The organism is Intestinimonas sp. UBA1698, from assembly GCF_002320075.1.
Lineage (GTDB): Bacteria > Bacillota > Clostridia > Oscillospirales > Oscillospiraceae > Intestinimonas > Intestinimonas massiliensis.
In genome coordinates, this window is record NZ_DCJO01000044.1 from 74,356 (window position 1) to 88,616 (window position 14,261).

Sequence of the window (14,261 nt, forward strand, 5' to 3'; positions counted from 1 at the left end):
ACCCTGCACTTTTGTTCGCCCATCGAACGACCGTGCCGTTTGGGATCACATCTCTGTGGTGAGAACCTTTTTCAACCTTGCAAAGCGGGGGAGGGAGTGCTCTCTGGGGCGCTCCGGTTCTCCCTGGATCAGCGGCAGTACATAGTCAATGAAGGGCTGCTCAATGCCATTGCCCGCCTCATTGATCCACTCGCGTGGCACCTTTTTTTCAAAATTGGCCACGATATCCAACGGCTGGAGCACGGTTCTGCACTCATACCGCTCTCCGGCCCGCAGGCATTCGAACGCCACCATCTTGTCGGTCACGCCGGCCACGGCGGACTCCACCGCCACCCGGCCGGCCAGCTTAGCCTCCTCCACGTCGGCCTGAGAGGCCAGGTGAGAACCGCAGCGCTGAAGCAGAGAGAGCTCAATGCCCCGGACCTTGGCGCCGGTCCGTTGCTTCACCACTTCGGCCAGCATCGTGGCCAGCCCGCCCAGTTGAGCGTGGCCAAAGCCGTCGGTCGCAGAGGTCTTGGCCTCGGACACAAACGTGCCGTCGGCGTAGTGGATGCCCTCAGATACCGCAATCATACATTTTCCGGTCCGGCGATAGATATCCTCTACATCCGCGATGAACCGCTCCATGTCGAAGTCGGTCTCGGGCAGGTAGATGAGGTCCGGCCCGAACCCGGCCCAGGTAGCCAAAGCGGCGGAGCCAGCCAGCCAGCCGGCATGGCGGCCCATGATCTCCACCACGGTAATCATGCCGGTATCATAGACATGTGCGTCCTGCCAGACCTCCATGCAGGAGGTGGAGATATACTTGGCGGCGCTAGCGAACCCCGGGCAGTGATCCGTGCCGTTCAGATCGTTGTCAATGGTCTTGGGAATCCCCATAATGCGGCATTCATAGCCCACCTTCTGCATATACTTGGAGATCTTGTTGCAGGTGTCCATGGAATCGTTGCCGCCGTTATAGAAGAAATAGCGCACATTATATTTCTGGAAAATCTCCAGAATGCGCTTGTAGTCCGTGTCGTCCACGTCGGGGTCGGCCAGCTTATACCGGCAGGAGCCCAGGGCAGAGGAGGGGGTGTTCTGCAGCAGCTCCAGTTCCGTCGGTTCCTCCTGCCCCATGTCGTACAGCCGGTCCTCCAGCACGCCCTTGATGCCATGGGCTGCGCCCAGCACGCGGGTGATGCAGTCAGCCTCCAGAGCCGCCTGGATAGCACCCTGCACACTGGCATTGATGACGGCGGTGGGGCCGCCGGACTGTCCGATGATGCACGCGCCCTTCAATTCGCTCATATGAAATCCTCCTATCGCAATTATAGTATTTTTCGTTTCCTCTCAAAATGCTTTCGCTAGAAAGTCGTTTCTGCCTAAATATAATAGCACACCCTCTTGCATTTATCAACTATTGCTGTTAAAATTGAATTACAAAATAAAAAAGGAGTTGATCTGCTATGCCACTGGTCACATCCACCGAAATGTTCAAGAAGGCCTATGAGGGCGGCTATGCCATCGGTGCTTTCAATGTCAACAATATGGAAATCGTGCAGGGCATCACCGAGGCCGCCCGGGATCTGAGCGCCCCCCTGATCCTTCAGGTCTCCAAGGGCGCCCGCGCCTATGCCAACCACACCTATCTGGTGAAGCTGGTGGAGGCCGCCGTGATCGAGTGCCCCAACATCCCCATCGTCCTGCATCTGGACCACGGTCCCGACTTCGAGACCTGCAAGAGCTGCATCGACGGAGGCTTTACCTCTGTCATGATTGACGCCTCTTCCAAGCCCTTTGCCGAAAACATTGAAATCACCAAAAAGGTGGTGGAATACGCCCACGACCACGGCGTGGTGGTGGAGGCGGAGCTGGGTACCCTGGCCGGCATCGAGGATGACGTGAAGGTCTCTGCTGAAGATTCCTCCTATACGCACCCCGAAGAGGTGGAGGAGTTCGTCACCAAGACCGGCTGTGACTCCCTGGCCATTGCCATCGGCACCAGCCACGGCGCCTATAAGTTTAAGCCCGGCACCAAGCCCCAGCTCCGTTTCGATGTGCTGGAGGAGGTATCCAAGCGCCTGCCCGGCTTCCCCATCGTGCTCCACGGCTCTTCCTCCGTGCCCCAGGAGTATGTGAAGATGATCAACGAGAATGGCGGCAATATGCCTGGCGCCATTGGCGTGCCGGAGGACCAGCTCCGCCAGGCCGCCCGCATGTCCGTATGCAAGATCAATATCGACTCTGATTTGCGCCTGGCCATGACGGGCACCATCCGACAGTTCTTCAACGAGCATCCTGACAAATTTGATCCCCGCGAATACCTCAAGCCCGCCCGCGCAAACATCAAGGAGCTGGTGGCTCATAAGATCGTGGACGTCCTGGGCTGCGATCACAAAGCGTAAAACCTGCCAAACAGCCGCCCCGGTGCAGAATGACACTGGGGCGGCTGTTTGATACCTCCTGAGCAGCCGGCTTCGCTCCGTCGCAGGCATCGTCCGACGCAAGAGGGCGTTCAGCCGGGCCAGGGGGCCCTGGAGCCAGGAGAGGGGGAGGCGGCGTCAGCCTTTCCCCTGCATCCGCCGTGCCGGTCAATTACGGCCAGTATCCCTGCAGCGCCTCCGCACTCAAAGCAAGAGCCGGAGCAGCTCCTCCGGCGTGTCCACGATGCTTTCAGCGCCCTGTTCCTGGAGAAATGCCCTGTCTCGAAATCCCCAGGATACGGATAGGCAGGGGAGATGGGCATTGTGAGCCGTCTGGAGATCGACCTCGGAATCGCCCACATAGACGGCCCGTGTGGGTTCCGCCTTCAGTTCCCGGAGCGCCTGAAGTACCAGGTCCGGAGCCGGCTTTTTCCGCAGTCCCGGACGTTCTCCGAGGGCCAGCGGCACCAGCGGCCCAAACGAATGGTCGCACAGCGTCTTGACCGCGTCATCGAGTTTGTTGGATACCACCGCCATGCGGAATCCATCTGCCTGAAGCCGTTCCAGCAGGGCTGGGACGCCGGGGTAGGGCCCGGTCTTATCCCGCATGTGAAGTCGGTAATGGCCCTTAAACGTCTCCAGGCATTTTGCCTCCAGCTCCGGCGAAACCCGCGCCGGTAAAGCCAGATGGATCAGCCGCGCCACGCCGTTTCCCACGAACTGCCGCACCTCCGCCAGACTGCGGGTGGGAAACCCGTTCTCACGCAGGGCATAGTTGGTGCTGTCCGCCAGGTCCTCCAGCGTGTCCAGGAGTGTGCCGTCTAAATCAAAGATCACGGTATCGAATCGTCTCATTTTTCTCTCCATTCCCTCCAAACAAAATTATGGCCCCAAAGTGCTTTCCCCGCATAGGATAAAGCAGAACCTTGGAAAGGAGGGAGCTGCCCTTGGCATTGCCCATCATTCCATACGACAGAAAAGCGGCCGTGCGCTATGCGCATCAGTGGGCCTTCAGCCGCAACCCCGCCTTTTACGATTATGAGGAGCTGGGCGGCGACTGCACCAATTTCGCCTCCCAGTGCCTTTATGCCGGTACCGGCGTCATGAATTTTACGCCCACTTACGGCTGGTACTACATTGATGCCAACAACAAAGCCCCTGCCTGGACCGGTGTGGCCTATTTTTATAATTTTATCACCCGGAACGAGATCAGTCCAGGCCCCTTTGGTGTTGAGACCACCTTAGACCACCTGGAGCCTGGCGATTTCATCCAGTTCCGATTCAACAAAGAGGCCTTTGGCCACACGCCGATCATTGTGGCCATGGGAGAACCTCCCACACTGGACAATACGCTGGTCGCCGCCCACTCCTATGATGCCGACTGGCGGCCGGTTAGCAGTTACTTCTTTCAGGAAATCCGCTTCCTCCACATTTTAGGGGCCTATGCACCCCAGCCCTGGCCGCAGATGCCGGGACCACGGCCGCCCGTCTGAGGGGGTGGCCGTGGTCCCTTTTTTACGGCTTCTCGGGTTTTACAGATCTTTTTTTAACCGTTCCCAGTGGATTGGCCCGGGCCGCCAGACGCAAATCATCACGGTCCACATGGGTGTAAATCTGGGTGGTATTCAAATGCTCATGGCCCAGTAATTCCTGAAGGGTCCGTACATCCACGCCGTTTTGGAGCATCAGCGTGGCGGCCGTATGGCGCAGCTTGTGGCTGGAATACTGGCTGCTGTCCAGCCCCGCCTTTTTCAGCCGCTGTTTAACCATGTAGTGGACTGCGTCCGTAGTCATGCGGGTATGCTTACGGGTCAGAAATAGGGCGTTCTTATCCGCTGCAGCCAAATGGCTGCGGACCGCCAGCCAGTCCTCAATCGCCCCCTGACAGGCGTCGTTCAAATAGAGCATCCGCTCTTTATTGCCTTTGCCCAGCACTCTGAGCTGTTCTCCTCGAACATCCGTTAGATTCAGGCCGACTAACTCGGAGATCCGAAGTCCACAGTTCAAAAAGAGGGTCAAAATGCAGTAGTCCCGCTCCTTGTTTGGCGCATCCACACTTTCCAGAAGCTGGATACTCTCGTGGAGATCCAGATAGCGCGGAAGGGTTTTTTTCAGTCTGGGAGAGTCCAGATCCTGCATGGGATTTTCCGCGATTAATTTTGCCTTGTTGGTGAGATACTTATAAAACGAGCGGATGGCGGCAATCTTTCGGGCGCGGGCGGCCGGAGCAAGCCCATAACCGGCGCCCGGGCTGTTGGCGTGCCTGACGCGGTCGCGGCTGAGGTAGTTCATGTAGGAGTAGACATCGGTCAAGGTTACCGAGCGGACCAAATCCAGATCCACATCATCAATCGCGATCTCATCCAGTTCCGCGGACCGGGATGCTTTTCCTTTTTCAATTTTCATAAATCGGAAGAAGTTCCGCAGATCCAGGTAATACTCATCGACTGTTTTTCTGGAGTGGCCCTGGATCGTCTCGTGATAGACCAAAAAGTCACGAATGATGGCAGGCGCTTCGGTACGATAGTCCATGGCAGACTTCAGCCCCCTCTCTACTCAACAAAATTTTTATTTTGTTGAGTTCATTTCGGAGGTTGTTTTGCCTCCCTTCTGATCTGATTGGAGTGGATCTTGTATGAGTCTCATTGCCTGCACCAGTGCGTGCGTACACCAACGAGACGGATATTGCTCACTGGCGCGCGCCGACTCTGCCGGACTGCCCTGCGCCCATGACCCCTGCGTGAATTTTCTGCCCAGGCCCGCCGCAGGTTCCCGGCCGCTACAGCACCGCACGGAGCGCCTCCCGAATATTTCGGACTCGGATGAGCTGTAGGCCATCCGGCTCGGCCAGCTTGGCGTTGTTTCTGGCCGGAATCAGGCACTGGGTGAAGCCCAGACGCCGCACCTCAGACAGCCGCTGGCTCAAGGCGCTGACCGAGCGCAGCTCTCCGGTCAGCCCCACCTCGCCGATTGCGGCCAGGCTGCCGGGCACAGGCTTGTCTCTGAAACTGGAAGCCATTGCGATCACAGCCGCCAGATCGGCAGCCGGCTCGTCCAAATAGAGCCCGCCAATGACATTCAAATAGGCGTCGCAGCCGCTGACCATCAGGCCTCCCCGCTTCTCCAGGACCGCCAGCAGAAGCATGGCGCGGTTATAATCAAATCCATTGCTGGTCCTCCGTGCGTTTCCATATCCGCTGGGCGCCAAAAGGGCCTGCACCTCAGCCAAAACCGGCCGGACACCCTCCATAACGCAGGTCACGCAGGTTCCCGGCGCATCTTTCGGCCTGCCGGACAGCAGCACTTCAGAGGGATTGGGGACCGCCGCCAAGCCGCTGTCCTCCATTTCAAATACGCCGATCTCATTGGTAGCACCAAACCGATTTTTCGCTGCCCGGAGAATGCGGTAGGACATGTGGGGTTCCCCCTCAAAGTACAGTACACAGTCCACCATATGCTCCAGTACCTTGGGGCCCGCGATGGAGCCCTCTTTGTTCACATGGCCGATCACGAACACGGTAACGCCCTGTCCCTTCGCCAACTGCATCAGCGCCATGGTACAGTCCTTGACCTGTCCGACGCTACCCGGCGAGGCCTGTAGCTCCCCATTGTACATGGTTTGGATCGAGTCCACGATGAGAACGTCCGGTTTCTGCTCCTGCACCGCCTCCAGGATGTCCTCCAGGCTTGTCTCCGCCAGTAGATAGAGGCCCTCGCCGCGGATATGGAGGCGCTCCGCCCGCAGCTTGATCTGGCGCTCCGACTCCTCACCCGATACATACAGGACCCTGGAAAAGCGGCAGAGGTTGTCGCAGATCTGCAGCATCAGGGTGGACTTTCCAATACCGGGCGCACCGCCCACCAGCACCAGTGAGCCCTGCACCGCCCCACCGCCCAGGACGCGGTCCAGTTCGGAAAGTCCGGTCTCAAACCGCAGCTCGTCGGTGGTCTCCACCTCCGCCATCGGCTTGGGGCGGTTCAGCAGCCCCCCGCGGATACCGCCCCCCTGCTGTCCGGCCGACGCCTTTTTCCTGGGTTCAGCGGGCTGCTCTACAATGGTATTCCAGCTTCCGCAGGCCGGACATTTCCCCGCCCATTTCGGCATCTCATTTCCACATTGCGTACAGTAAAAAATCGTCTTGGCTTTTGGCATAGGGGTCTTCCCTTCCCTAGGGCCTTCAGGCCCCTTCGCTTATATCGGCCGTCTCTTCTGGGTCAAATCCCAAATAGGCCCCCGCCAATGCGGCAGCGATCTTTGTCTGGTAACCGCTGGTCTGCAGCAGGGCGTCCTCCGAGGGATTGGATAAAAAGCCGCACTCCACAAGAATCGCCCGGCAGGAGATATGGCTCATCAGATAAACGGAATCCGGGATTTTTGTGGCCTGACGGCTGTTTTCCGGGTCCAGCGCCCGGCGCAGGACCTCCTGCGTATACTGGGCCAGCGGCAGGCTCAAAGCTCCATTGGCGTAAAATACCTGCGCACCATGGTATCTGGAGCTGCCATCATAGGTATTCTGGTGGATGCTGATCAGCGTTGCATGCGGCGTAGCCTCGATTCGCGCCACCCGATTGTGCAGATCAGACACCTTTTTTTCCCGCAGCGTGGAGGCGCTGTCATCGTGGAGAGAGACATCCTCCGTGCGTAGCATCACGACATTGGCCCCAAACAGGCCCAAAATATGGTCCAAGCGGGTGGCGATTGCCAGATTCACATGGCTCTCCACGTTCCCCGCCTTGGAGACCGCTCCTCCGTCCTCGCCGCCATGGCCTGCGTCAATGACCACCGTCTCCGTCCCAAAGCGCCCCGGATGGGCCATCGTCTCTACGGTCCGTCCAGGCCATAGGAACAGGTAATAGCTGGTGCTGACGGCCAGCGCGAATACGAGTAAGATTGCCAAGCCTCTCTGCATGCTGTCTTTTTTCAACGCGGACACCCCCTCTCAGCACTTTATGAGGCTGTCCCCGTCAATATGTTATTGGAATGATTATAACATACATTTGTACGATTGAAAAGGGCGTTCCACTTCGTTGCCTGTCGCATATGATAGAACGGAGGGGATTCCCGCCGCGGTACGGCGGGCTCTCGCTCAATACCTTCGAAGGAGGAACATCACTTGAATCCGGAAAACGGAACTATGCCTGCCTGCGGCGACAACTGCGGTATCTTGCCGGAGTGCGCGCCTCTGGCTGTTCCCTATGTGCCCTTTCAGCAGTCCAACCCCAAGCGTTACTCACAGAGCGACGCGCTCAACAACGGTACGCTTTACCCGGGTCTGAATCTGCCTTTCCACATCAAGGCTACCGCCACCAGCGTGCCCGTGACGCCGCTGACGGAGCTTCAGGCCCTGGAGTTCGTGAACCAGGAGCTGGCGCTCTATCTGGATACTCATCCCAACGATGCGGAAGCCTTTGAACTCTTCCGTCAGTACACTGCTATGGAACAGGAAGCCAGAGCCGCCTACGTGGCCAACCACGGCCCCGTACTCCGCAGTGAAACCGCTGAGAGCAAAACCTACACCTGGCTCAATGACCCTTGGCCCTGGAACTTCCAGGAAGGAGGTACGAAATAAATGTTTGCCTATGAAAAAAAACTCCAGTATCCGGTAAAAATTAAAACTCCCAACCCAAAGCTGGCGTCTGTAATTATTTCCCAGTACGGCGGTCCAGACGGAGAATTGGGCGCATCCCTGCGCTATCTGAGTCAGCGGTACGCCATGCCCTATCCGGAGCTGAAGGGGCTACTGACCGACATCGGCACAGAAGAAGCACTATGCGCCCCTATTTTTGCTCGGTATTTTTCCAGTCCGTCCAGCACATATGTCCATTTGGCGGGCAGTAAATTCAGAGCCACCTCTACCCTGCCGTCCTGATACACAGTCATCTGTTGGAGCAAATGCCCATAAAAGGCATCATTTGCCGTGCGTCCGCTGACAATGCCGGTGATGGCGGAACGGATGTCCGGTTTTAAGGTCTGTGTATCAGTGTTCAACGCCTGTCTCTGCTTGATAGCGGTGATTTTCTCCTGCACCCGATTTATTTCGCCTTCACAGCGAGCTTTGGCCCGCTGAAAGTCGGCCTTGGAGATACTCTCGTCGAAAAAGCGGTCATGGATCGTGTCATTACGGGCTTGCAGCTTTTCAAGCTCAATCTCCAGCCGCCGCAGCTCCTGTTCGCCGCTGTCCTCACCGGACGCCAGAACGCTCTCCACGATGCGGGTAAGGTTCGATATGATGGCTTTCTTATCCAGCGTCACAGCGTTCACGGAGCGCCGCAGAATGTCCATGGCTATGTCATCCCGTATCTGCCGTCCCACGCTGCACCCCATCGGGTTTCCTGCCCCGTCGGTGCGCCGTAGGCCCTCGTTGGTGGCGGTGAAACAGCACCAGCGTTTATAGCTGCTGCCATCCTTGCGCTTTTTCGTGCGGCTGACGAAGCTCTTGCCGCACTCACCACATCGTATTTTGCCGGACAGCGGGTAACGATTGCCGTGTCCCCCGCTGCCCTTTGCCGTGTTGCGGCGGTACAGTTCCCGCTGTACCGCCTGCCACGTTTCACGGTCAATAATGGGTTCATGGTGGTCTTTCAGTTCTACCAGCGGCTCATCTCCATGATTATATTTCTTTTCATGGGTCAGCACATCCGGAGTATATGTCTTTTTCTGAATCAGATCGCCACAGTATTTCTCGTTTTTCAGAATTTTTGTCACCGTGGCCGACGACCATAAACAGTTGCCCTTGCTGCTGAGAATGCCGGCCTCCCGCAGTTCCTTTGCGATGGTGCTGCACCCCTTGCGCTCTTGCAGATACTTATGGAAGATGAGCCGAACAATTTCCGCTCCCTCTGGATTGATGCTCATTTTACCGCCTACCACATCGTATCCCAGCAGAGAACCGCCAAAGACGACGCCTTGCTCCATACTTCGCATTTGTCCCCACTTGGAGCGTTTTGAAGTCTTTCGGCTTTCTTCCTCCGCGAATGTACTCATCATCGCCAGCCGAAGGTTTATGTCGTCGTCTCTCGTGTCGATGTTGTCACTAAGAAACAGAACGCCGACCTTCCTTTTCAGCAAATCACGGGTGATCTGAAGCGCGTCTACCGTATTGCGGGCAAATCGGCTGACCTCCTTGGTTACGATCAAATCGATTTGCCCCATTTCCGCCGCGTGCAGCATTTTATTGAACTCCACACGCTTTCGAGTAGATGTTCCGGAGATGCCCTCGTCGGCATAGATGCCTTGCAGTTCCCAATCCGGCTGGCGCTCGATATAGTCATGGAAATAGCGCTGCTGGGCTTCAAATGAGTTCGCCTGATCCTCTTTATCAGTGGATACGCGGCAGTACGCCGCTACCTGTAACATAGAACCGCCTCCTTTGTGGGTATCATACGGCTCAAATCATGCCTTTGCAAATGTGCGAATACTGAAAGGTATTATTACTTTACAGAATTTGATTTGTTTGTTGTTCTTACCTGCTGCCCTAATTTTTGTACGCAGTCTTTGAACTGCGTTTCGTTGAGGATACCTTGCTGCTGCAAGGAGAGCAGGACGGCTCGCTGATATGCGAGAAGAAAGTCCTGCCCGATCTCATCTGCCGCTTGGTACTGTAACAGCTCCGGCTTGCTTGCCATCCTGCCCCCTCCCTTCTTTTGAGATTATGCGGAGAGGTCAGTGAACTTGTTTGCCGTTTTCCCAGAAGCGGTTTCCAGCCTGACGGAAACTCGATTTCTCATTCTTGGCACGCTCGCATTATTTACGGTCATGGCCTGCTTCCCCGAAAAAGAAATGCTCCGGCGGTCATTCAATTTTGTGAAAGATTGTTTCTGTTGAATTTCAACCTCCACAAAAATGATAGCAAGCGTTGACGGAGATTTCAATATGTGGTAAACTATTTACATTACAAATGATATACCACACGCCATGCGGAGTTGTGGTAACGAATGGAGGAAAAGCCTTGAGAGCTTTGTATTGCTTGAGTTTTGGCCGCAAAAAGGAATATGTAGAAACAGACCTCAAGCCCGTGGAATATCAGCTCGGAACCGCTCTCATCACCTTTTTGTCCACAGATTTTGACCGTTTGCGTGCCAAATTGCGGGAACGGCAAACGCCTATGATGGAAAATGCGGCAATTACTGAAGTCAAAAATGAACTGATTGCAGCACACCCTTTCTTGGAGCGATTTGTGCAGTCCTTATTTTTTGAAGAAAACCTATCTGATGCATTTGATAAACGGCTGTCAGGCTTTGAGAAACTGCAAAAAGAGTTTTCTGCTTTTGTTGATACCGTGCTTCTGTTAGATCGTTCTGACTTGAACGCCAAGCAGCGGTTGGCACTCTATATGAGCCGCGATTTCCAAATCGCCACAAAGATCGCCGGTCTAAACCAGAAAATGCGCGCAGAACGAAAGATGTATGTGGATGAACGCAATTATGATCCGGTCTTAATTGCAGACCGTATTACAGAGCCGCCGAAGTCCGTCCGTTTTGCCCGCATTGAGGGATCGGATGATTTAGGCGCAATGCTGCTGACGGAACTGTTGGAAATGGTCGAGCAAGGGATCGAATTGAAAAAGTGTGAATATTGTCATCGTTACTTTATCCCCTTTTCATCCAAGGCTCTTTACTGTGATCGGTTGGTCGGCAATACTGGAAAAAGCTGCAAAGAGCTTGCCATAAAGGAAAAACATGAAAAGAAAATTGCTGCCGATAATGGCTTAAAGCTCATTCGACAGCGAATTAAAACCTATGATATGCGCGTGCGCCGTACTCCGGCAATTTATACGGATGCTGAGTTTCAAACTTGGAAAGCACAGGCCGAGGATGCGCGAGATTGCTATGTGAACGGTGAATTGACCTATGAGGAACTGGATACACTCACGCAGCTCCCTAAGAAGAAAGGCGAAAAATAGACGAAAGAAATACGAAATTTTCATGTTTTCAACATAGCTCTTATGTGGTATGATAACAAAAATAATGACAGCTTTGAGGAGGATTTATCATGGACTATATTCTAAAGCAGTTCGATGAACCGCTTGTTAAATTCTCCGCGACAACGGATACCAGCGAACCGGAGATTCAAATTCTTTGGACAAATGAAGAAAAAGCGGCATTTCTGCCGCTTGATTTGACGCTTACGCCGGACGGAATGAGCCGTTGGCTTCGCCGCCGCACGATCCCGAAGAATCGTGCCTATGTTCATAATCTTTTGGCGAAATGCGGCTTAAACCTCAACCGTCCGCTTAGTATTATAAGTGTTTGTAAAGGGCTATCGCTTAACGATTGCTATTGGGTTGTTGAAGATGGCGATGCTATTCCTTTTGATAAAGTCAACCTCTATGACAACCCGTTCAGCAATGTTTTAGCCGAGCTAGCCTTTACGGGTTATGGCAGCAGTATTCGTCCCTCCCGGTTCTCCAGCCCGGAGTTTACCACCAACGGAATGCTCCGCAAATGCTGGCGTCGCGTCGGCGGCAAGGTTTATCTATACAAGGGCGGCACAGAGGGTGCGGCCAATACAGGCAACGAACCATATTCTGAGTTTTACGCCGCTCAAATCGCCGCTGCGATGGGCCTTCATGCAATTCCCTACGGCTTATCCCGTTGGAAAGGCGTTCTCTGCTCCACCTGCGAGCTTTTCACTAGCAAAGAGTATGCCTACCTTCCTGTCGGCCATCTCGTTTCTAAGGGCGGCATGGAGGCCGTTAAAGCATATTACGAAAAGCTGGGAACTGAGTTTGTCCATGCGCTGAACGAAATGCTGGTGTTTGACGCGGTGATCTGTAATGTAGACCGCCATTTTGGAAACTTTGGCGTGATGGTCGGTAATCGAACGAATACCATCGTCTCCCCTGCTCCCCTGTTTGACCACGGCAATTCCCTCTTTAACTTTGCGGGTGGGGACGCATGGACGGACGAGGCCGCGCTGGAGGAATATATCAAAACGCTGTACCCCAGCGTGTACGATGATTTTCTCGGCACAGCAGCAAGCGTCCTGACACCGGAGCTGCACGAAAAACTGCGGCATCTTCTGACATTCAAATTCAAGAAGCATTCCAGATATAATCTGCCTGAAAAGCGCCTGCGGATGATTGAGAAGCAGGTGCAGAAACGAGTTAAATTGCTGTTAACCATATGAAATGAAAGCAAGGCTGTTGGCTCATTTACCAACAGCCTTGCTCTTTTCTCATATACTACATTCCTACTATAAATGTGCTTGACCATGCCCTTAATAAGGCATCGTCGCGCCCCTTGCGGGGCGCGACAGTCTGACCATTCTGAGGGCGGCATCACGTTTATTTCAACCCATGCGCCCTTTGCAGGGCGCGACTCAGAGGCGATGACGGCGGCACAGACGCTTGAGCGATTTCAACCCAAGCGCCCCTTGCGGGGCGCGACGTTACCAAGTTACCGCCTAAAAGGTAACCTTCTTATTTCAATCCACGCGCCCCTTGCGGGGCGCGACATACATATCAGATAATTGGGACTCGCTTTACGACATTTCAATCCACGCGCCCCTTGCGGGGCGCGACGCCGGGGCCAGTATCATCATTAACCCCGCTTACTGATTTCAATCCACGCGCCCCTTGCGGGGCGCGACCGATAGGAAACTGCGTATCGCATATCAATTTATCAAATTTCAATCCACGCGCCCCTTGCGGGGCGCGACGTGACGATGGCGATGCGCTCTATGTCCGCTAAGATTTCAATCCACGCGCCCCTTGCGGGGCGCGACGGTAGTGGCCTTGCCCCTCGCCGGATCGTGGGAATTTCAATCCACGCGCCCCTTGCGGGGCGCGACCGTCAACTGGGCTCCCCGTTCCGGCGGCTACGACATTTCAATCCACGCGCCCCTTGCGGGGCGCGACTTCTGTCTCTGCCATATTAAATCACCTCGCTTATGGATTTCAATCCACGCGCCCCTTGCGGGGCGCGACGAGTTGCGATATCGCCCTCAGACTTTGCCATACATTTCAATCCACGCGCCCCTTGCGGGGCGCGACGTCCATCAATCTGGCTGATCGCGTCTTGGTACTTGATTTCAATCCACGCGCCCCTTGCGGGGCGCGACCGGCGGATGCAGTAGCTTTGATACTCATGCGGGATATTTCAATCCACGCGCCCCTTGCGGGGCGCGACCCGCCAGACCTCCCCCGCCGCCGCGTCTCCCGTATTTCAATCCACGCGCCCCTTGCGGGGCGCGACCTCTCTGATATACCGCGTGATGGGCACGATTAGGATTTCAATCCACGCGCCCCTTGCGGGGCGCGACGCCATGTGGTCTGGTGCGGCGGAAGAGGCCGGCATATTTCAATCCACGCGCCCCTTGCGGGGCGCGACTTAGCACACATGCATTATTGCCGTTCCAAATACATTTCAATCCACGCGCCCCTTGCGGGGCGCGACGGCCTACCAGCGGCCTGTGGAGACGGGGCGGATTATTTCAATCCACGCGCCCCTTGCGGGGCGCGACGCAAGCCATATCGCCTTCGATGGACGCAACTCGCATTTCAATCCACGCGCCCCTTGCGGGGCGCGACCGCTGGCAGAGGCCGCAAAGGCCCTGCCGGACGAATTTCAATCCACGCGCCCCTTGCGGGGCGCGACTCAGTCACTTCACTTTTCTTTGCCTCAATTTTTCATTTCAATCCACGCGCCCCTTGCGGGGCGCGACGACCCGGAGTTCTGCCGCCCTCCCGTTGCGGTTGGATTTCAATCCACGCGCCCCTTGCGGGGCGCGACGATATACTCCATTGCTTTTCCCTCCTATATCTGGTATTTCAATCCACGCGCCCCTTGCGGGGCGCGACGTCATATGGGATAAGCCTGGATTTTCTGGCCCTTATTTCAATCCACGCGCCCCTT

General features: G+C 55.5%; 12 protein-coding genes, 1 pseudogene and 1 CRISPR repeat array. Of the genes and pseudogenes, 6 read left to right on the forward strand and 7 right to left on the reverse strand.

The window, feature by feature from the left end; translation table 11 throughout:
- Positions 1 to 45: 45 nt before the first annotated feature.
- Entirely contained in the window at positions 46 to 1,290 is a 1,245-nt protein-coding gene (locus B3H64_RS11960) for a 6-phosphofructokinase (protein WP_050618373.1), read from the reverse strand.
- Positions 1,291 to 1,448: 158 nt separating this feature from the next.
- On the opposite strand from B3H64_RS11960, the gene fba reads away from it, so the two are divergent.
- Positions 1,449 to 2,387 carry a class II fructose-1,6-bisphosphate aldolase gene (gene fba, locus B3H64_RS11965; protein WP_050618374.1) on the forward strand — a complete coding sequence of 313 codons (939 nt, stop codon included), beginning with the start codon at positions 1,449 to 1,451 and terminating at the stop codon, positions 2,385 to 2,387.
- A 222-nt stretch (positions 2,388 to 2,609) separates the two neighbouring features.
- Here fba and B3H64_RS11970 read toward each other — a convergent pair whose 3' ends face one another.
- Positions 2,610 to 3,260, reverse strand: a complete 651-nt coding sequence (locus B3H64_RS11970; RefSeq protein WP_050618375.1) for an HAD family hydrolase — start codon at positions 3,258 to 3,260, stop codon at positions 2,610 to 2,612.
- 86 nt (positions 3,261 to 3,346) lie between these two features.
- Here B3H64_RS11970 and B3H64_RS11975 point away from each other — a divergent pair, with 86 nt between their 5' ends.
- Entirely contained in the window at positions 3,347 to 3,898 is a 552-nt protein-coding gene (locus B3H64_RS11975) for an amidase domain-containing protein (protein ID WP_050619584.1), read from the forward strand.
- A gap of 22 nt (positions 3,899 to 3,920) precedes the next feature.
- Here the strand turns inward: B3H64_RS11975 and B3H64_RS11980 are convergent, their stop codons facing one another.
- The 3 genes from B3H64_RS11980 to B3H64_RS11990 all read right to left on the reverse strand — a co-directional run bounded on the left by B3H64_RS11980 (position 3,921) and on the right by B3H64_RS11990 (position 7,303).
- Positions 3,921 to 4,937 carry a tyrosine-type recombinase/integrase gene (locus B3H64_RS11980; RefSeq protein WP_050618376.1) on the reverse strand — a complete coding sequence of 339 codons (1,017 nt, stop codon included), beginning with the start codon at positions 4,935 to 4,937 and terminating at the stop codon, positions 3,921 to 3,923.
- 247 nt (positions 4,938 to 5,184) lie between these two features.
- The gene (radA, locus tag B3H64_RS11985) at positions 5,185 to 6,558 is read right to left on the reverse strand and encodes a DNA repair protein RadA (protein ID WP_286735315.1); all 1,374 of its coding nucleotides are present in this window, start codon (positions 6,556 to 6,558) and stop codon (positions 5,185 to 5,187) included.
- A gap of 25 nt (positions 6,559 to 6,583) precedes the next feature.
- Positions 6,584 to 7,303: an N-acetylmuramoyl-L-alanine amidase gene (locus B3H64_RS11990; protein WP_286735316.1), complete on the reverse strand. Its 720-nt coding sequence runs from the start codon at positions 7,301 to 7,303 to the stop codon at positions 6,584 to 6,586.
- A 216-nt stretch (positions 7,304 to 7,519) separates the two neighbouring features.
- Between B3H64_RS11990 and B3H64_RS11995 the strand changes: the two genes are divergently transcribed.
- A complete protein-coding gene (locus tag B3H64_RS11995; protein WP_286735317.1) occupies positions 7,520 to 7,975 on the forward strand; it encodes a spore coat protein CotJB in 456 nt (151 codons plus the stop codon).
- Positions 7,976 to 8,170: pseudogene (locus B3H64_RS12000) on the forward strand (manganese catalase family protein); the annotation flags it as partial.
- On the opposite strand, the gene B3H64_RS12005 reads toward B3H64_RS12000, so the two are convergent.
- The gene (locus tag B3H64_RS12005) at positions 8,125 to 9,762 is read right to left on the reverse strand and encodes a recombinase family protein (protein ID WP_286735319.1); all 1,638 of its coding nucleotides are present in this window, start codon (positions 9,760 to 9,762) and stop codon (positions 8,125 to 8,127) included. The pseudogene B3H64_RS12000 and the gene B3H64_RS12005 sit on opposite strands and share 46 nt — an antisense overlap.
- 74 nt (positions 9,763 to 9,836) lie before the next feature.
- On the reverse strand, positions 9,837 to 10,031 hold the full coding sequence (locus B3H64_RS12010) for a hypothetical protein (protein WP_050618379.1): 195 nt from the start codon (positions 10,029 to 10,031) through the stop codon (positions 9,837 to 9,839).
- 323 nt (positions 10,032 to 10,354) lie between these two features.
- Between B3H64_RS12010 and B3H64_RS12015 the strand changes: the two genes are divergently transcribed.
- Together B3H64_RS12015 and B3H64_RS12020 are read left to right on the forward strand one after the other, a co-directional pair.
- A complete protein-coding gene (locus B3H64_RS12015; protein ID WP_286735322.1) occupies positions 10,355 to 11,308 on the forward strand; it encodes a DUF6076 domain-containing protein in 954 nt (317 codons plus the stop codon).
- A gap of 89 nt (positions 11,309 to 11,397) precedes the next feature.
- Complete coding sequence (locus B3H64_RS12020; RefSeq protein ID WP_050618381.1) at positions 11,398 to 12,534, forward strand: protein kinase; 1,137 nt, start codon at positions 11,398 to 11,400, stop codon at positions 12,532 to 12,534.
- Between the two features lie 159 nt (positions 12,535 to 12,693).
- A CRISPR array of direct repeats spans positions 12,694 to 14,206; the repeat unit is 33 nt; unit sequence ATTTCAATCCACGCGCCCCTTGCGGGGCGCGAC.
- Positions 14,207 to 14,261: the final 55 nt, after the last annotated feature.